Below are 18,527 nucleotides of genomic sequence, written 5' to 3'. Positions count from 1 at the left end.
GCCCCCCTTAAGTGCGGTAAGATGCATTGATTTTGACATAATCATAGGTTAAATCGCAGCCCCAGGCGGTTGCATGGTAATCCCCTTGGTTTAATTCAACTAGTATTTTGATATTTTCTTGTTGTAGGTACTCTTTGACTTGTCCCTCGACAATCGGACAAGGCAATCCTTTTTCGAATACCTTATATTGGCCTAATGAAACGTCGAGCAAGCTAGGCTCAATTGGAACTCCACTGTACCCTGCCGCTGTAACGATTCTGCCCCAGTTTGGATCTGTTCCGTAAATGGCTGTTTTTACAAGATTAGAAGAAATGATTGATTTCCCCACTGCTCTAGCTTCATTCTGACTATATGCTCCGTTAACCTGAACTTCGATTAGCTTTGTAGCCCCTTCACCGTCTCTTGCAATTTTTTTGGCAAGCGACTCACAAACTATTTTTAAACCGTCTACAAACAACCCCCAGTCCGGATGTTCTTTTGTCAGTTGATTATTCGCCACTAAGCCATTAGCCATAACTAAAACCATATCGTTAGTACTTGTGTCCCCATCGACGGTAATCATATTAAATGTTTGGTTGGTAACGTCTTTGAGTGCATAAAGCAGGTCATCGTGAGCAACATTGGCATCTGTTGTAACAAAGCCAAGCATGGTAGCCATGTTGGGATGAATCATTCCGGATCCCTTTGCTGTTCCACCGATACTTACTGTTTTTCCGTCTATTTTTACTTGCACGGCAATTTGCTTCATGCAAGTATCTGTTGTTAAGATCGAATTTTTGAAGTTTTCCTCATTTTCATATTCATTCATGAGGATTTGTTTAATCCCTGTTTTGATTTTTCCCATGGGAAGCAACTCTCCAATAACTCCTGTTGAGGTAACTCCGACCAAATGACTTTGGATTCCAAGTTCACTGGCAAATTCCTTTTGCATTTCAAATGCATCGTTTAATCCTTGCTCCCCTGTGCAAGCATTAGCGTTTCCAGAATTCACGAGGATTGCCTGAATCTTATTTTCTTTGGCGATGCTTTCTTGGGTAACTAAAAGTGGGGCAGCTTGAAAGATATTTGTTGTATACACTCCAGCAGCTATGGCTGGAACATCAGATACAATATACCCCAGGTCTAATTTTTTTCTTTTAATTCCGCAATGCATACCACCTGCTTTAAACCCTAGTGGTAAGGTGACACTTCCTTCTTCAAGAATAACGACTTCTTTACTTGATATTGCTTGCGTCAATTTTGTTTTCCCCCTTTAAAATCCTTTTGTCCGTATTCATCCCATTCGTAACCTATCAATTTAGCCATCTTTTTAAGGATATAATGGAATGTCGATAAGCCCTGTCCGTTCATCCCAGCCATTTTGAAGATTTACGTTTTGAATGGCCTGCCCTGCAGCACCTTTAACCAAATTGTCGATGACGGAAATGATTGTCAAGCGGTTTGTTCTTTGGTCTACATGCAAGCCGATATCACAGTAGTTGCTTCCGAGTACCTCTTTTGTAGATGGAACATTTCCTTCAGGTCTGATTCGTATAAATGGGTTAATTTTATAAAATTCACTGTATATTTGATGAACTTCATTTGTCGTAACAGTTTCTTTTAGCTTCACATATATCGAACACATAATTCCTCTATTCATCGGTACCAAGTGTGTAGTGAAAGAAATCTTGATTGGTGCGCCGCTTTCATCAGATAAAATCTGCTCAATTTCTGGAATATGCTGATGTGCACCGAGTTTATAGGCTTTTAGATTTTCATTGATTTCAGCAAAATGATTCGTTAATGAAAGTCCTCTCCCTGAGCCAGACACCCCCGATTTTGCATCAATAACAATTGACTCATATTCTGCTAAATTTGTTTTTAAGATTGGTAAAAGTCCAAGAATAGATGCCGTTGAATAGCATCCTGGATTGGCAATTAAGCTAGATGTTTTTATTTTTTCAGGATAAATTTCACTCAATCCATAGGTTGCTTGTTTTAAATATTTCTCATCTGCAGGTGAATGTTTATACCATGATTCATATTCATCTGCTGACCTTAATCGAAAATCCCCGGATAAATCAATACACTTAATACCCCTATCCAATAGTGGAGGAACAAGACGGCTGCTTACTCCTGAGGGTGTGGCCAAGAATACAATTTCATTTTCCTCAGCTAGTCGATCGGCATTGAATGTTTCAAGCGGTTGATCAACAATGTTTGATAGATGCGGATAAATCTCACTAAAACCAGCTCCAGCTTGGGAGTTAGAGACAACAGCGCCCACTTCTAAATTGGGGTGCTTATTGATAAACCTTATTAACTCAATTGAACCATATCCTGTTCCACCAATAATCGCAGCTTTCATTTTTTCAACTCCCATGTTGCTTTCATAATGAATTATTATACATTCATATATATAATTATTCAATTGAAAAATAACCTAATTTTCCGATTTTATATAAAATAATCACTAAAATGATTGAAAACGCTTACAAAACACATTGCGATATTATGCAATATTTATGTATAAAAAAGATGCAGAAAACCCCTCTATGGTTTTCTGCATCGTTACTCCTAACCTATCAAAAATTCTTCAAATAATAAATCGCTAACTGCGTTCGATCGCGCAGCCTTTAATTTTTCAAGCAGTCCTGTTGTATAGTTCCTAATTGTTCCTTCACTTAAATATATCCGTACTGCGATTGGGAGGCTCCCGGACCTCCCCACGGAAAGCGAGTGCCCGGAGCGGAAATCAACAGGCCAGTTAGCAGGGCCAATCCATTATTAAAAAATTGCCGAGAAATATACCCTTTCTCGACAATCTGAAGCACTCAGACGAGTGCTTTTTTGTTTATAAATTTGATTGTAAAAGGTTTAAAACCCTTCGTAATTCCGTTACATCTATTTGACCAGGTGCTGATGATTTCTTTGCCGAGCCAAAAGTCAGTGCTGAACCAAAGATTTCACCTGCTATCCGGCTGACTACCCCTTTACCACTCATGGACATGGTAATAATCGGCCGATCGGCATACTGTTCAGACATCGTATTTGTTGCCTCCAGTAATGTCAATACATCTGCAGAACAATTTGGCATTACCGCTATTTTTGGTATGTCTCCGCCCATTTTCTGCGCTTTGCGCAGCCGAGAAACAATTTCTTCTTTTGCTGGTGTTTTGTCAAAGTCATGATTGGAGATGATGACAAACACGTTGTTTACATGAGCTGTTTCAATTAATGTTTTGATATGATTTTCATCATTAAATAATTCAACATCAATGATATCTACCAAACCAGTTTCCACAATAGCTTTGTTTAATTCGACATAGAAAACTGGGCTGATTTCCTTTTCGCCACCTTCTTTGGCACTGCGGAAGGTAAAGATAAGGGGTGTTTCAGATAAGATCGCCCGGATTCTGATAAGAGCGTCTTTAACTTTGGAAATATCAATCACATGTTCGAAAAAGTCAACACGCCACTCAACAATATCTACGTCTAGTGTTTTTAAATATGCAGCTTCTTCCTTTAATTGCTCAAGCGTTTCCCCCACCATCGGCACACAGATTTTCGGAGAACCTTCACCGATCGTAATTCCTCTAACGGATACTGTTTTTTTCATAACTGCACCTTCTCTATTACATTAAAGTAGCTAATTCGTTTACAATTTGATTCGCAATCTCTTCTGCATTTTTGTTATCAGTAACAATCTTCAAATGATGATTAGAATAAAACTCCTGCCTTTTATCAAAAAGCTCTTTCATTTCTTCGATTGACTTTCCTTGCAGGACAGGGCGGCTATCTATAATTCGACTAACCCGCTTCTGCCAATTTTCAAAGGATAAATCTAACAAAATAACCATACTGCTAGATAAACATACCTTTCTGATTTCTTCTTGTAAAAAGGCTCCTCCGCCCAAAGATAAAACTCTACGATGTTGTTCACATAAACTGGTGATAACAGTCTTTTCCTTTTCCCTAAAAGAAACTTCACCTATCTTATTAAAAATTTCTGAAACCTTCATTTCATATTCCTTTTCAATTTCTTCATCAATATCAACAAAATCCCATTGCAGTTTTTGAGCAACAAGCTTTCCAATCGTACTTTTACCCACACCCATAAAACCTATAAAAATAATATTCTTTTCTTTTAAAGTGCCTTCTAAGCTATTCACAATGATTAAATCCCCCTAAAGGATAAAAAATTCCAGAAAACCGGAGCATTTTAAGTTGAAATAATTATAATCCACATAATCTATTAATCCAACCCAAGCAACATAACTTCCCTATTTTTTTTCGAAAGCAATTAATAGGGCAGTAAAGAAGAGACTCAAGTTGAGTCTCTTCTTTATTGTTTCATCTTCGGATCTAGCACATCCCTTAGGCCATCTCCCATTAAGTTAAATCCCAGCACTGTCAGCATAATCGCCATCCCTGGAAAAAACAGTGTCCACGGGGCCTGTGTGATGTAATTTCTTGAATCAGCAAGCATTTTCCCCCACTCTGGCATTGGAGGCTGGGCACCTAATCCCAGGAAACCTAAGGCAGCTGCCTCGATGATGGCTGTTGCAATCGCCAACGTTGCCTGAACAATTACCGGCGACACGCTGTTAGGTAAAATATGCCTAAGGAGGATTCGGGCATCCTTCATTCCAACAGCACGGGCTGCCATGATATATTCCTCTTGTTTAACACTTAAAACTTTCGATCTTATCAGCCGGCCGAAATTAGGTATATTAATAACAGCAATCGCAATTAATGCATTTTGCAATGATGGACCTAAAACGGAAACAACGGCAATCGCCAACAGGATACTTGGAAACGCAAGCATGATATCAAAGAAACGTGAAATGATTGTATCTACCCAACGGCCATAGTATCCAGCCACAATTCCAAGGAAGGTTCCAATGACAACTGACCCTAGTACTGAGAAAAATCCAACCCATAAAGAAATTCTTGCTCCATATAAAACGCGCGAAAAAATATCTCTGCCAAAATCATCTGTACCGAACCAATGCTTACTAGATGGTGCCTGCATCCGATCGACCAATACCACGTCTTTATAGCTATATGGGGCTACCCAGGGGGCGATGATGGCGATAATGATAAAAAAGATAACGATTCCTAAGCCAATGACGGCTAATTTATTTGTATAAAATGATTGCCAGTTCTCCTTCCACGGAGATATCAGCTTTTCTTCGGCAGGTATCATCGAGATGTCTGCCGTATTTTGTGCAAGTTCAGCCACTCCTGATTCCTCCTTTATTTTGTATATTTAATTCTCGGATCAACAAAGACATATAATAAATCAACAACTAAATTAATGAATACAAAGATGGCTGCAATGATCAAGATACCTGACTGAATAACTGGGTAATCGCGATAACCGATAGCGTCATATAAATATCTGCCAATTCCCGGCCAGCCAAAGATAGTTTCTGTTAAGATAGCTCCTCCCAATAGCAGTCCTGTCTGTAATCCGATAACGGTAAGAACTGGGATAATCGCATTTTTTAGGGAGTGCTTGTACACCACCCAAAACATTCTAAGTCCCTTTGCTCTAGCTGTACGAATGTAATCTGACTTCATAACTTCTAGCATTGTCGCACGGGTCATTCTTGCGATAATCGCCATCGGAATGGTGGCAAGCGCAAAGCTTGGAAGGATTAAATGCTTTAAAACGGTACCAAATTGATCAAATCTTCCTTGAATCAGTGTATCAAGTAAATAAATATTCGTAATCGCTGAAATCGGATCTCTGACATTCTCTCTTCCAGTAGTTGGCAGCCAGCCTAATTCTATTGAAAACCCCCATTGCTCCATCAGACCAAGCCAAAAGATGGGCATCGAGACCCCAATAAGCGCAAGTACCATTGCCACATAATCAAACCATGATTTAGAAAACCAGGCACTAATAATGCCTGCATTGACTCCAACAGTAATCGCAATGACCATAGCCACTATTGTCAATTCTGCGGTTGCTGCCAAATAGGGCCAAATTTCCTCGTTAATGGGACCTCTAGTTTGTAGAGAAATCCCTAAATCCCCTTGAAGTAATGATTTAATATAATCAAAATATTGTATGTACCACGGCCTGTCCAAACCCAATTCCTTTGTTAAATTCGCAATCGATTCGGCAGTGGCTCTTTGTCCAAGGATTACTTGTGCAGGATTTCCTGGGATTGCATGGATAATAGCAAAAACAACGAGCGTCATTCCTATTAATACTGGAATTAAAGAAAACACACGGCGGACCGTATAAGTTAACAAGTTATTCACCTCACCGAATAGCCGAAGCGCCTGGTTCAGCCCCAACAATCATAAGACGAGCACTTACAGACGGCGTTCTTTGCCTTCCAAAGTGATTAGCTTAGATCAAAGAGAAGCTTGGCGCTATAGCTAGACAATTTTATTCAGGAGTATTCTTTGATTAATCAAAAGGGGAGGCAATGCTCCCTCCCCTTTTTCAAGTTATTATTTAAATTCGACATTGCTTAAACACTCGGAACCGGTAGGATGCGGCAAGTAGTTTTGAAGATCCTTCGCTGCCGCTAACAACGGTGTAGAGTGAACAAGTGGTACCCATGGAGCATCTTCATGAATAATTTCCTGGGCTTTCTTGTAAAGTTCATTACGCTTTGATTGCTCCGTTTCTGTCTGTGCCTCAATCAAGATCTTATGGAGCTCATCATTGCTGTAATAAGCATAGTTATTACTTCCAATACTGTCCTTGTCTAATAGTGTATAAAGGAAGTTATCAGGGTCTCCATTGTCTCCTGTCCAGCCAAGCATGAAGGCGTCAAACTCACCTTTTCTTGCTTTTTCTAAATAAGTGGCCCAGTCAACAGATTGGATTTTTGCTTTAATCCCAATTTTACCCAAGCTATCCTGAATAACCTCTGCCACTTTTTGCGCTTCCGGCATGTATGGACGTGCTACTGGCATTGCCCATAGGTCCATTTCAAAGCCCTTCTCAAGTCCTGCTTCTTTTAATAATGCTTTCGCTTTTTCTAAATCAAACGGATACTCTTGAATGGCATCATTATAGCCTTCAATCGAAGGAGGCATAGGGTTCTTGGCTGCTAGTGCCTTACCGCCATAAAACGCGTTAATAATCGCTTTCTTATCGATTGCGTAGTTAATCGCTTGACGAACAAGCTTATTATCTAATGGCTTATGAGTGTTTGTTAAACCAATATAACCAACGTTCATAGATGGACGTTCAATGATTTGCAATTTGTCGTTAGCTAAAACGGTTGCTTCATCCGAGTTATTAAGTCCATCCATTACATCAATCTCTCCATTTGCAAGGGCATTAAGACGGGCTGTATTTTCAGGAATAACACGGAAAATAATTTTGTTTAACTTTGGTAAGCCTTTTTGCCAGTAGTCTGGATTTTTTTCGATAGCAATTCGATCTTTTTGTTTCCATTCAACGAATTTGAATGGCCCTGTTCCAACTGGGTGGCTTCTAAAATCATCACCCCATTTTTTAACTGCCGTCGGACTGGCCATTCCAAATGGAGACATCGCTATGTTTTTAAGGAATGGTGCTTGAGGTCTTTTTAATATAAACTGCACTGTATTTGGATCCACAGCCTTAACCTCTTTAATGACGTGGCCTTCATCTTTCTTATAACCGCCAAACATCGTATAATAAGGGAATTTTTCTTCATTCCCGTTCATCCAGCGGTCGAAGTTGAAGACAACGGCATCTGCGTTGAAATCAGTTCCGTCATGGAATTTTACACCTTTACGAAGATGAAATGTGTACGTCAAACCATCATCTGAGGTTTCCCACTTTTCAGCAAGTCCTGGCTTTATTGATGTATCCTTATCTCCATAAACTAACAAGTTTTCAAAAATGTTTATTGTTACTTTGAAAGCTTCTCCTTCAGTTGTTGTGATCGGATCGAGGGATGTGGAATCCCCGCCGCGGCCATAGACAAGTGTATCCTTTTTAGAACCATTGCTAGTGCCAGGATCTTTTTTGCCATCAGTTTCATTATTCGTCTTACTGTTACAGCCAGCTAAAAACATGCTGATGGCTAGTATAGAAATCAACAGCACTAGTATAGACCTTTTTTTCATTGGCTTTTCTTACCCCCTGTTTTTATTTTTTTTATCATCAATGCCGCTACCTCACTCGTTATATAAGTGACATGCAGCAAAATGACCGTTAAGATTGTGTTCCTTTGGTCTAGTTGTTTGGCATATTTCCATAACATGTGAGCATCTCGTATGAAATGCACAACCTGTTGGTGGATTGGCTGGGCTTGGCAGCTCACCTTTAATTAATATCGTTTCTCTCTTAACATCCGGATCTGGTACCGGTACAGCAGAAAGGAGTGCTTGGGTGTACGGATGCTTGGGATTTTCATAAAGCTCTTCGCTTTCTGCTAATTCTATTAATCTGCCTAAATACATCACACCCACACGATCGCTGATATGGCGGACGACACCTAAATCATGAGCGATAAATATGTACGTAAGCTGGAATTCCCTTTGAATATCCTTCATTAAGTTGAGAACCTGTGCTTGAATCGAAACATCGAGTGCCGATACCGGTTCATCCGCAATAATCAGTTTTGGTTTCGTCATTAATGCTTTGGCAATCCCAATCCGCTGGCGCTGCCCGCCACTGAATTGGTGCGGATACCGCTTCGCATGGTAGCTGCACAGGCCCACCACCTCAAGCATTTCTTTTACCTGCTTCCGGCGTTCTTCCGGAGTTCCGATTCCATGAACAATCAGTGGCTCCTCTAATATTTGTTCAACGGAATGCCTTGGGTTTAATGATGCATATGGGTCCTGGAACACCATTTGAATGTCGCGGCGTGTTTTTCTTAATTCTGACTTTGACAAACTGGTAATCTCTTTATCTTCAAAAATAATGGTTCCATCACTTGCTTCAATTAACCTTATTAGCAGTCTTCCCGTCGTTGATTTACCACAACCGCTTTCACCGACGATTCCTAAGGTTTCCCCTTTTTTGACGTAAAAAGAAACATCATCAACCGCTTTTACTTCACCTTGTTTCCTACCAAAAATGCCACCAGTGATTGGAAAGTATTTTTTCAATCCGTTTACCTCAAGAAGGAATTCCGACATGATGATTACTCCCCTCCTTCAATGTATGTAGGAAACAGCGTACTTCATGTCCGTCTTTTTCCGATTTATATAATTCAGGAGATTCTTCTCTACATTTCCCGAAAACCTCGGAGCACCTTTCAGCGAACCGACAGCCGTTTCGAATGGTTCCCGGTGCCGGGACAGTTCCGGGAATACTATAAAGACGGTCCTTTTTTCCTCTTAAATCAGGAACCGACTTCAACAGGCCCTTGGTATAAGGATGCTGTGGATCCTTTAAGATTTTCCTAACCTCGCCATGCTCAACGATTTGACCAGAATACATAACAATCACTCGTTCACAGATTTCCGCTACAACCCCTAAATCATGGGTAATCAGGATAATCGACGTGTTTGTTTTCTGGTTCAAATTTTTCATTAGAGCGAGGATTTGTGCCTGAATCGTGACATCGAGAGCCGTTGTGGGCTCGTCTGCAATTAGAACTCGAGGATTGCATGCCATTGCCATCGCAATCATAACCCGCTGCCGCATTCCGCCTGATAACTGGTGGGGGAGCTCTTTAAGTATTCCTTCGGATCTTGGAATCCCAACCAACTTTAATAATTCGAGGCTCCGCACTTTTGCTTGTGCCTTAGAAAGATCAGTATGTAATCGAATCGCTTCCATCAACTGATTGCCAATCGTAAATAACGGGTTCAGTGAAGTCATTGGCTCCTGAAAAATCATTGATATTTGATTCCCACGGATTTTTCGCCACTCTTTTTCGGAGATGTTTTTTAAGTCTTTTCCTTCAAAAATAATTTCACCGTTCTCAATTTTGCCTGGCGGTGAAGGAATTAATCCCATGGTCGCTAAGGAAGTAACACTCTTACCACTGCCGGACTCCCCAACAATTCCAAGGATCTCCCCTTCGTTTAGTTCAAAGCTAATTCCATCAACTGCTGGTAAAAACTTCTTACCCGATTGAAACGAAACCTTTAATTCACTTATTCGCAGAATAGGTTCATTGCTCATACATACACCTACTTTTACTATTCTAGTAAAAAACTAATATTATATTATTATGAAGATTACGACTATTATGACATACAACACTTGTAAGAATTTGTCGCAATTTAGCATAATAGTAAAAAAATTTAAAAAATACATGACACCCTTAACATGAACGCGAAGGGTGTCAGGCACCAACACAAGTTTTTTCTATTTATTGGTTTATTTCTGCTACTGCGATTTGCTGATATGTTTTAAAGAAGGAATCACAAAAAGCGTCCCATTCGGCAGCTGCATCGATCGATACGTCATTTACATCGCCGAGAACCGGTCTCTGCAGTAAATCTTCTAGTTGCTCAGAAAATTGCTTTATTTGTTCCTGAGGTGAGCCCTCCAAGACGCTACTGACAAATTCTACTGGAGAATACCAATCAGACACTCTTTGAAGATCACGATAAATTTGGGTTAACAGCAGGTTCCGTGGGCCTTCCCATTGTTCGTTAACAACAACATCACGGAAGATTCGCGGCAAAGAAGAAAACTCCTCCATCACCCCGTGTCCTGCAAACATCGAAATCGCCTCACGTAATATTTCAGCTCCCTCATTGGTGGCGCAAATTTTTTGTAATAACACAAGCTCCCTTAAATTAAACAACTGTTTCCGAACTTCTAAAGGCTGCTCTGATTTAATTCCCGGATTGAGCGGTTTCTCCAATCGTAAAAATAAATCGTAAATTTTAAAGGCACCTGCGGTTGTCCGCTCTGCTGCATTTTGGATGCGTTTCAGCTTACTAGCGGCCAGAGGATAATCGCTCACTTTTTTTCCAAATACAGTCCGAAAATCGCTGTAAAGCTTCGCTTCTCGTGCTGCTCGCAGCATAAAGCCAGAGCAGGCAATTCCGATTTCCAGGCGTGATAAGGTAAGGACAATACCAACAGCGACGGCTATCCCTTTTTCCTTTGGACCAATTGGGTAGGCAAGTGCTCCGTTATATTGAATTTCAGCTGTTGGCAGTTCGGCAGTACCAAGCTTCCATTTAATCCGGTTCATTTGGTAACCATTTCGTTTTTCCTTCTCTTTATCACCCGGCAGCCAGGCAGGAACAATAAATGTGGACACTTTGTCTGTTCCAGAAATTTTCGCCGTTACCACAGAATAATCCGCATGTGCCGCAGAACAGAAAAACTTATTCCCATAAAGGCGATAGGCTTTCCCGTACGGAACCGCTTCCAATAGATTCGCCGGCAAATCAGAGCCACCTTGAATTTCAGACATAAACTGAGCGCCAATGGCAAATTCTCCGTCTATTCCTTCTTTTGTATGTTGCAAGATGTCATAAAGTTCAGGGATTTCATCATTTGGAAATTGATCGAGGAGAGCAATTAATCCATGGGTACATGTTAAAGGGCATGTTACTCCGCCCTCACCAATTTGATGGGTTAACATTCGTTTGACAAAGCTTTCCCAAGGGGCCATTTTGCTAGAAAAAAGTCCCTCGCCGAATACTTCTCCTTCTAACTGATGTACCTCCATTGGCCGGACAATTCGATCTATCCGGTGATTGAAAGCATCAAAGTGGAGCATATAGGGCCGGACTTCAGGCCTGGCAATCCGTTCAGCCAACTGGTTCCATTTTGCCGATACTATTGGTGAAAAGGATAGAATTTTTTCATGTATTTGTTCATACTGAGAGCTGGTAAATTTCTTCACTGCTTTTTGCAAAAACGGTTCATTCTTGTACCAATCTAGGCTGTCCCGTTTTGCCAGGAATTCATCAAAGGAATAGGTATTTTCCCCCTTAGTTTCTGTTACCTGAGAAGCTATGTTCATTGAAATAATCACTCCTTTTTTTAATTTAATAATTCTTAATTTTCAGTATAATTATAAATGGAATATTACGGAATAACAATCAATTAACATAATTGTCACAAGGAGTAAATTCACATAAAAAAACCCCTGTTAGACTGACTGCAGCCTAATTACAGGGGTTGGATGAAAAAGGGTGGAGCACCGCAAAATTGGTTTAGAATTTCCAATCTGATTGAACTTTTCTTCTGTTTTCGATCGTCATATCAAATGATTTTACCTCAATAAAAGCAACAATTTCTTAGAAAAGAGCCTATTTTTTTAAACCAGTATATATTTCAATCGCATCTCTTAAGAATTCTGCCGTACCTGGCTGCTCTTTATCGTAGTAAGCTGTGAATCTTTCATCATCGACATACATTTGCGCAAGACCAGCATGAGCTTCCTTACTGTATTCGTTCCAATAGTAGGTTAACCATTGCTTATGAAGGTCAGCGACTTTTTGGGCTAATTCTCCTGCAGGATCACCCGTTTTAAAGGCTTCTGCTAAGGTTAGTTTTAATTGTACCTCCAAAGCCGTCACTTCATTATATTGCTCTTGAGTCATATTTTTGAGTTTGGCATTTGATTTATTAACCGTATCATTGCCATACTTTTCACGGATCTCTTTTCCATACTTTTTCTCATTATCATCAATCATTTTTTTCTTAAAGCCATCAAACTTTTCTTTATTTGACATGTTCATTCTCCCTTCTGTTAACGCAATTGTTTTATCCACATTGGCAATTAATAATTCTAGTTGCTCTTTTTTTTCAAGGAGTTTTTCGCGATGTCCTCTAAGTGCGGCAGCACCGTCGAAGGAAGGGGCAGTGACAATATCCTTTATGCTTTCTAAACTTACACCTAATTCACGATAAAAAAGGATTTGCTGTAGCCTGTCAACCTCCTTCTGCCCGTAGATGCGGTATCCTGACGAATTGGTTCTTGCCGGCTTAAGAATACCAATTTCATCATAATACCGAAGTGTTCTGGTGCTCACCCCTGCTAAACTACCTAGCTTTTGCACTGTATATTCCATCCATTCACCTCCTCAAAACTTACGATACACCTTTACGCAACGTCAATGTCAATCACTATTATGCCTATTTTTTCAAAAGACAAGCATAAAAGTGCCTGACACCACAAATATCCATTTGCATTGTCAGGCACCATTTCTGATTTTGAATTTTATCGTTTTTGAACAGAGAATCTTAAAACTGTCTTTAGCTTTGCTGCCTCTGTCTTTCGGGGATCGGATAGGTAGATTTCACGATGAGTTTCGCTAGTCCGATTATATCCGTTTATTTCACAAAAGGACTTCATCTTCGCAAAACTTTCTGGTTCTCCATCAAAACTCCCTATGTGCAGCATTTGGCAACATAACCCATCTGTTAATTCATTGAAGCTAACCTTTTCGAGTAAGGGGTTTGGCTTTTTCTTTTTCGTCAGCTCTAAAAATTTCGCAAATAATTCATCTGTTAGAAAGTTGGGCTGTCGAATCATAATGGTGTATTGGTAATTCTCCTTATCACTGGTAGGTTTTGACTTATCAATTAAGTCCCAAACTCCCTCGAGCGGAAACACTGTATATTCATAGTATCCATCAGGGACAAACTTACTTTTATAGGACATTTTCACCGCATAACTCAAACTGTATAAAGCTCCAGTAGCCTCAGCAAACGCTTCCCCATTTGGATCTCCTTTACCACTAATCATTAAATATGGCATCTTAGGCACATCAATAATAGTAGGTGTCGTTTTTGGAAGATAAATGTGTTTATAAGTTTTCTTATAATCTACTTTTTCGCCCATAGTAAATTCTCCTTTTTCTGGATATACAATTATCATATCACACATGACTTGATGCCAATACGACTATTATTTTGTCTATCTCCATAACCTGCTCATATAATGAATACCAGATTATACCTCTTTTTATCTAATTTGAAATAAAAACATTGTTTAGCAGATTCCATACTTGTGGTAAAATGATAGCGATTTAAAGTATGGGAAGGGAAGAATTCCTATGAATTTAAAAGACAAGGTAAAAAATCTCCCCTCATCCGCAGGAGTTTATCTAATGAAAGATTCTTCAGCAAGAATCATTTATGTGGGGAAAGCCAAAAATCTAAAAAACAGAGTTCGTTCCTACTTTCAAAACTCAAACGCACATTCAGAGAAGATTAAAAAGCTTAAAGCCAACATAAAGGATTTTGAATTAATTCTCACTGATACTGAATTTGAAGCCTTTTTACTGGAATGTAAATTAATACAGGAAATAAAACCATTATTTAATAAAAAAATGAAAAATCCACAATCGTACACTTATATCCTAATTCATAAGGATGATAACAATCGCAGATTAGAAATGACCAATAGTCCTGAAAAGGACGGCTATCTTTCTTTCGGTCCGTTTACCAGTAAACATACAGTGGAAAAAGCCATTCAAGGCATCAAAGAATTCTATAAAATAAACTGCAGCAGCCCTTGTAATAAGAACACACCATGTTTGAACTATTCTTTAGGATTGTGTATCGGTAGGTGCACCGGCTCTCCCAACGCTGTGACAGAGTACAATACTATAATGAACAAAATCATCGCTTTATTAACAGGCACTAACACGAACATACTTGTAGAAATGAAGCAAACCATGGCACTTGCTGCTGAGAATTTTGATTTTGAAACTGCAGCAAAGCATAGAGATTTTCTCGATGCGATAAACTTCCTTATCAAAAAAGAGCAAATTATTGGATTCACTGAAGCCAATAAAAATATTGCCGTCCTTGAACCGTTAACTGGCCACTCAATTAAACTATTTCTGATTAAAGGGAACCAAGTTCTATTTAGCAAAAAATATGAATTAGCGGGCTCAAATTTAAAACAACTGGTTGAGATGATAAAATTGAATACGGTCACCTATTTTACGAACGAGGCACATCCCACATCCTTTGAAATTAGCAAAGATGATATAGATGAAGCACAGATTATCTACAGTTATTTAAAAAGCAGCAATTGCTGTTATAAGATTATTCCTGAAAAATGGATTAAGACGGTCAACAATCCTAAACTAGCTGAAGCCTTGTCAGATATTTTAGTTAAGATGATAGCCAAATCGAAAGTAACGGCAGCAAATAAAACCACTCCGATAGTTTAATAGTGACTTATTAAATAGTTTCCTCTACAAAGCCCTTAATTGTTTATTGACAATGAGGGCTTTTATGCCTTAATTAACGGTGGAGGGTGAAGCTTTTTTCTGCTCATCACTAATACTACTTTTTTAATGAGTTTATCTATTAAGAACGGAAAATTCAATTTACTTAGAATTCATTTACTATTTCAAAAAAACTTTTTTCTATATTCGAAATTTTTCATAATCCAGTTATATCAACTATTCCAATACTTTATTGTCTATTTTCCTAAAAATTGTTTTTGACAACCTAAAACTTCTTTTATTATTATAGTATAATAAAAGGAGGTTGTAACATGTCAAATGTGAATAGACAGAAAATTGTGGATAGTGTGCCTCAGAGAGGGTTCTTCGGACACCCTAAGGGATTATTTACACTTTTCTTTACGGAGTTTTGGGAACGCTTCTCCTATTATGGAATGAGAGCCATCCTCGTATTCTATATGTACTACGAAGTCTCCAAAGGCGGATTGGGTCTTGATAAAACTCTTGCACTGTCCATCATGTCCATTTACGGATCACTTGTTTATATGTCCGGTATTATTGGCGGTTGGTTAGCTGACCGAATTTTCGGTACTTCCAAGTCAGTGTTTTACGGTGGAGTATTGATTATGTTTGGACACATTGTTCTAGCTATTCCTGGAAGTGTAAGCATGTTCTTCATATCCATGGTATTGATTGTCCTTGGTACAGGATTGCTTAAGCCAAACGTTTCATCTATTGTCGGTGATATGTACAGTGAAGAAGATAATCGCCGTGATGCTGGTTTTACCATTTTCGTTATGGGGATTAACTTGGGGTCATTTCTCTCGCCACTAATTATTGGTTCACTAATGGATTATAGCTTCCATTTAGGGTTTGGTATTGCGGCTGTCGGTATGTTTTTTGGACTATTAGTTTTTAAATTTACAAAAAAGAAAAATCTTGGCCTTGCTGGTACAACCGTAGCAAATCCAATGTCACCATCTGAAAAGAAAAAAATCTTTACTATTTTTGGCATAATCGCAATAATTCTTGCTGCTATATGTGCTGTATTAATCCCAATGGGATTTTTAACCTTTAAAGGATTCATCAATCTTGTAACTATTCTTGGTGTATTGATTCCTACTATTTATTTCGTTGTCATGTACCGCAGCCCTAAAACAACAGCTGTAGAACGTTCACGGATCATTGCTTATATTCCGCTATTTATTGCATCGGTTATGTTTTGGTCTATTCAAGAGCAAGGCTCAAGCATACTTGCCAATTATGCAGATGAACGTACGCAATTAAATTTTGCAGGAATTCATATTTCGCCTGCTTGGTTTCAATCATTAAACCCATTATTTATTGTTATATTTGCCCCGATTTTTGCCTGGATGTGGGTAAAGTTAGGAAAACGTCAACCAACGATCCCGCAAAAATTTTCGTTCGCCCTGCTTTTCTCAGGGGTATCATTCCTAGTAATTCTACTGCCAGCTTACCTTGGCGGTTCAGATGCTTTGGTAAATCCTTTATGGCTTGTCCTAAGTTATTTAATTTGTGTATTTGGTGAATTATGCTTATCGCCTGTAGGATTATCAGCTACTACTAAGTTAGCACCTGCAGCCTTCTCAGCACAAACGATGAGCTTATGGTTCTTATCCAATGCTGCGGCACAAGCACTCAATGCCCAAATCGTTAGATTTTATTCACCTGATACCGAAATGATCTACTTTGGTGTCATCGGTGGAGTTTCAATCTTACTCGGTATTATTCTTTTCATGTTTGCACCGAAAATTCAGGGCTTCATGAAAGGTGTTCGTTAAGAAAATTATTCAGGGTGTCTGCCTCCATTCAGGAGGCACGGCACCTTTTTTCATATCAACAAATTAACTGACCTCTATAAGTTTTTAGGACCTCTTTTGATCGTTTTTTTCTCAGCCGGAGCAAATCTCCTCCTTGCCTTCACCTATTTAACAGATGTTTAACAGAGTAAACCGGATGATACAATAGCATCCATGGTCCAGTATGGCGCATAACAGTCTTCATCTTTTGACGATAAATTGGTTTATAGCAATGAACTTTGCAGTTGGAGCAGGCACTTTTTTCATCACCAAACCGACAAAGAGAAAGGCGCAAAAAAGCATAATCCTTTAAATCCTGGCATTCCTTGCAAAGCTCATCATGATGATGCTTCTTTCGACAATATAACCGAATCATTTCGTTGACAATTTCTCTTTCCTTTTGAATATTCGGACCATTGTTCGGTTCTTTAGGTAGTTTTTTCATGGTAATAACTCCCCTTAAACTGGATTGAAACAACTAATTACCTAATTTGACCATAGCATAAGATTCTACCTTGTTACGGAGGAATCTTAACAAATTCCCGACAAATAACTAATAATCCCATCCTATATTCAAAGGTATGTTTCCTTGAATGCCTAAAGACATGGTTAGTGCTTTTCAGCTAATTTCATGATGATCTTTTCACATATTTCATGTGTCTCCAGCGCGTCCCTAGCTGAAATCATTGGCAAGGAATTAGTGTGAACAGCTTGAATGAAATCCCCGACCATTTGCTCAAAGCCACGTTTCAATAAGGTTGGTTCCCAGTCACCACTCCTGACCTCGATATTTTCCATATCTTTTGATATCAACAGCTGCGAGACATTAGAAACGGTTCTTTTCTCCAAAGGGCCCATGACTTGGACAACTTCTTCGTTCGTCCCATTATCTCGATTCATGATCCCGATGGCTGTCGCATCTTGAGCGATAAACTGAATGACAACGTGATAAAGTGTATCTCCTTCCATCCGCCCGTTCACGAGGAGTTTCTCAATCGGGTGCGGAAATAAATATCTCATCGTATCGACTACATGAATGAAATCATCAAAAATAAAGGTTCTTGGATCGCCCGGAAGACCTTTGCGGTTTTTCTGGACGATAACCATATTTGGCTTGGCGACTTCCTTCAGTTTTCGGTAGGAAGGTGCGTATCTGCGATTAAAACCGGTCATGAGAATTAGACCTTTCTCATCCGCAAGCTCTACAAGCCTTTTCGCTCCCTTATAATGGTCTGTGATGGGCTTATCGACAAACACATGAATACCGCGGATAAGCAGCCACTGAACAATTTCCTCATGGGAAGATGTCGAAGAATGGACGAAAGCACCAACAATGCCGCTGCTGACCAATGACTCAAGATCAGCATGAAGAAGGTCAAAACGATATTTCGCGCCAATAGATCTTAGCTTTTCTTGATTTCTTGTATAAAAATGAAATTCAACATCCTTCATAGTACTATAGACCGGCAGATAGGCCTTTTGCGCAATATCGCCAAGCCCGATGACTCCAATTTTTATCATTAAATAACCCCCAGTTTCTGTCCCAAATACTATCCTCTCTTACCTTATACCCTTGTACCATGTTGAAACAATAATTAAATCACTATTTTATAAATAAAGAAAACTCGCCGA

Annotated in this window: 16 protein-coding genes; 2 read left to right on the top strand and 14 right to left on the bottom strand. The window is 39.3% G+C overall.

Annotated features, from left to right (window positions below; translation table 11 throughout):
• Positions 1 to 7: 7 nt before the first annotated feature.
• The 12 genes from argJ to RTR43_RS13090 all read right to left on the bottom strand — a co-directional run bounded on the left by argJ (position 8) and on the right by RTR43_RS13090 (position 13,715).
• Positions 8 to 1,237 (bottom strand): bifunctional glutamate N-acetyltransferase/amino-acid acetyltransferase ArgJ, encoded by a 1,230-nt coding sequence (gene argJ, locus RTR43_RS13145; RefSeq protein WP_312472508.1) that lies wholly within the window; start codon positions 1,235 to 1,237, stop codon positions 8 to 10.
• Between the two features lie 72 nt (positions 1,238 to 1,309).
• Entirely contained in the window at positions 1,310 to 2,347 is a 1,038-nt protein-coding gene (gene argC / locus RTR43_RS13140) for an N-acetyl-gamma-glutamyl-phosphate reductase (protein ID WP_312472507.1), read from the bottom strand.
• A 486-nt stretch (positions 2,348 to 2,833) separates the two neighbouring features.
• A complete protein-coding gene (gene aroD / locus RTR43_RS13135) occupies positions 2,834 to 3,598 on the bottom strand; it encodes a type I 3-dehydroquinate dehydratase (RefSeq protein WP_312472506.1) in 765 nt (254 codons plus the stop codon).
• 16 nt (positions 3,599 to 3,614) lie between these two features.
• Complete coding sequence (locus tag RTR43_RS13130) at positions 3,615 to 4,151, bottom strand: shikimate kinase (RefSeq protein ID WP_396954574.1); 537 nt, start codon at positions 4,149 to 4,151, stop codon at positions 3,615 to 3,617.
• A 173-nt stretch (positions 4,152 to 4,324) separates the two neighbouring features.
• Positions 4,325 to 5,224: a nickel transporter permease gene (nikC, locus tag RTR43_RS13125; RefSeq protein WP_396954573.1), complete on the bottom strand. Its 900-nt coding sequence runs from the start codon at positions 5,222 to 5,224 to the stop codon at positions 4,325 to 4,327.
• Positions 5,225 to 5,238: 14 nt separating this feature from the next.
• Complete coding sequence (locus RTR43_RS13120) at positions 5,239 to 6,246, bottom strand: ABC transporter permease (RefSeq protein WP_248735917.1); 1,008 nt, start codon at positions 6,244 to 6,246, stop codon at positions 5,239 to 5,241.
• Positions 6,247 to 6,450: 204 nt separating this feature from the next.
• Positions 6,451 to 8,067, bottom strand: a complete 1,617-nt coding sequence (locus RTR43_RS13115; RefSeq protein ID WP_312472505.1) for an ABC transporter substrate-binding protein — start codon at positions 8,065 to 8,067, stop codon at positions 6,451 to 6,453.
• Positions 8,068 to 8,118: 51 nt separating this feature from the next.
• Positions 8,119 to 9,087 carry an ABC transporter ATP-binding protein gene (locus RTR43_RS13110; RefSeq protein WP_312472504.1) on the bottom strand — a complete coding sequence of 323 codons (969 nt, stop codon included), beginning with the start codon at positions 9,085 to 9,087 and terminating at the stop codon, positions 8,119 to 8,121.
• Complete coding sequence (locus RTR43_RS13105; RefSeq protein WP_312472503.1) at positions 9,068 to 10,081, bottom strand: ABC transporter ATP-binding protein; 1,014 nt, start codon at positions 10,079 to 10,081, stop codon at positions 9,068 to 9,070. Before RTR43_RS13105 ends, RTR43_RS13110 begins: the two co-directional genes overlap by 20 nt.
• 190 nt (positions 10,082 to 10,271) lie before the next feature.
• A complete protein-coding gene (locus tag RTR43_RS13100; protein ID WP_312472502.1) occupies positions 10,272 to 11,888 on the bottom strand; it encodes an acyl-CoA dehydrogenase family protein in 1,617 nt (538 codons plus the stop codon).
• Between the two features lie 289 nt (positions 11,889 to 12,177).
• Positions 12,178 to 12,942: a MerR family transcriptional regulator gene (locus RTR43_RS13095; RefSeq protein ID WP_312472501.1), complete on the bottom strand. Its 765-nt coding sequence runs from the start codon at positions 12,940 to 12,942 to the stop codon at positions 12,178 to 12,180.
• A 149-nt stretch (positions 12,943 to 13,091) separates the two neighbouring features.
• Entirely contained in the window at positions 13,092 to 13,715 is a 624-nt protein-coding gene (locus RTR43_RS13090) for a GyrI-like domain-containing protein (RefSeq protein WP_312472500.1), read from the bottom strand.
• 214 nt (positions 13,716 to 13,929) lie between these two features.
• On the opposite strand from RTR43_RS13090, the gene RTR43_RS13085 reads away from it, so the two are divergent.
• Together RTR43_RS13085 and RTR43_RS13080 are read left to right on the top strand one after the other, a co-directional pair.
• Positions 13,930 to 15,057 carry a GIY-YIG nuclease family protein gene (locus RTR43_RS13085; RefSeq protein WP_396954572.1) on the top strand — a complete coding sequence of 376 codons (1,128 nt, stop codon included), beginning with the start codon at positions 13,930 to 13,932 and terminating at the stop codon, positions 15,055 to 15,057.
• Positions 15,058 to 15,386: 329 nt separating this feature from the next.
• A complete protein-coding gene (locus RTR43_RS13080; protein ID WP_312472498.1) occupies positions 15,387 to 16,877 on the top strand; it encodes a peptide MFS transporter in 1,491 nt (496 codons plus the stop codon).
• A 139-nt stretch (positions 16,878 to 17,016) separates the two neighbouring features.
• Here the strand turns inward: RTR43_RS13080 and RTR43_RS13075 are convergent, their stop codons facing one another.
• Both RTR43_RS13075 and RTR43_RS13070 read right to left on the bottom strand, forming a co-directional pair.
• Complete coding sequence (locus tag RTR43_RS13075; protein WP_312472497.1) at positions 17,017 to 17,340, bottom strand: nitrous oxide-stimulated promoter family protein; 324 nt, start codon at positions 17,338 to 17,340, stop codon at positions 17,017 to 17,019.
• Between the two features lie 164 nt (positions 17,341 to 17,504).
• The gene (locus tag RTR43_RS13070) at positions 17,505 to 18,416 is read right to left on the bottom strand and encodes a Gfo/Idh/MocA family protein (RefSeq protein ID WP_312472496.1); all 912 of its coding nucleotides are present in this window, start codon (positions 18,414 to 18,416) and stop codon (positions 17,505 to 17,507) included.
• Positions 18,417 to 18,527: the final 111 nt, after the last annotated feature.

Source organism: Neobacillus sp. (assembly GCF_031988165.1).
GTDB lineage: Bacteria > Bacillota > Bacilli > Bacillales > Cytobacillaceae > Neobacillus > Neobacillus rhizosphaerae.
This window is presented reverse-complemented; position numbering and strand designations above follow the sequence as displayed.

Bases quoted from the DNA above. Each gene is read 5' to 3' on its own strand.
- argC (WP_312472507.1), bottom strand. From the start codon at position 2,347: ATGAAAGCTGCGATTATTGGTGGAACAGGATATGGTTCAATTGAGTTA.
- aroD (WP_312472506.1), bottom strand. From the start codon at position 3,598: ATGAAAAAAACAGTATCCGTTAGAGGAATTACGATCGGTGAAGGTTCT.
- RTR43_RS13115 (WP_312472505.1), bottom strand. From the start codon at position 8,067: ATGAAAAAAAGGTCTATACTAGTGCTGTTGATTTCTATACTAGCCATC.
- RTR43_RS13110 (WP_312472504.1), bottom strand. From the start codon at position 9,087: ATGTCGGAATTCCTTCTTGAGGTAAACGGATTGAAAAAATACTTTCCA.
- RTR43_RS13105 (WP_312472503.1), bottom strand. From the start codon at position 10,081: ATGAGCAATGAACCTATTCTGCGAATAAGTGAATTAAAGGTTTCGTTT.
- RTR43_RS13100 (WP_312472502.1), bottom strand. From the start codon at position 11,888: ATGAACATAGCTTCTCAGGTAACAGAAACTAAGGGGGAAAATACCTAT.
- RTR43_RS13095 (WP_312472501.1), bottom strand. From the start codon at position 12,942: ATGGAATATACAGTGCAAAAGCTAGGTAGTTTAGCAGGGGTGAGCACC.
- RTR43_RS13090 (WP_312472500.1), bottom strand. From the start codon at position 13,715: ATGGGCGAAAAAGTAGATTATAAGAAAACTTATAAACACATTTATCTT.
- RTR43_RS13085 (WP_396954572.1), top strand. From the start codon at position 13,930: ATGAATTTAAAAGACAAGGTAAAAAATCTCCCCTCATCCGCAGGAGTT.
- RTR43_RS13080 (WP_312472498.1), top strand. From the start codon at position 15,387: ATGTCAAATGTGAATAGACAGAAAATTGTGGATAGTGTGCCTCAGAGA.
- RTR43_RS13075 (WP_312472497.1), bottom strand. From the start codon at position 17,340: ATGAAAAAACTACCTAAAGAACCGAACAATGGTCCGAATATTCAAAAG.
- RTR43_RS13070 (WP_312472496.1), bottom strand. From the start codon at position 18,416: ATGATAAAAATTGGAGTCATCGGGCTTGGCGATATTGCGCAAAAGGCC.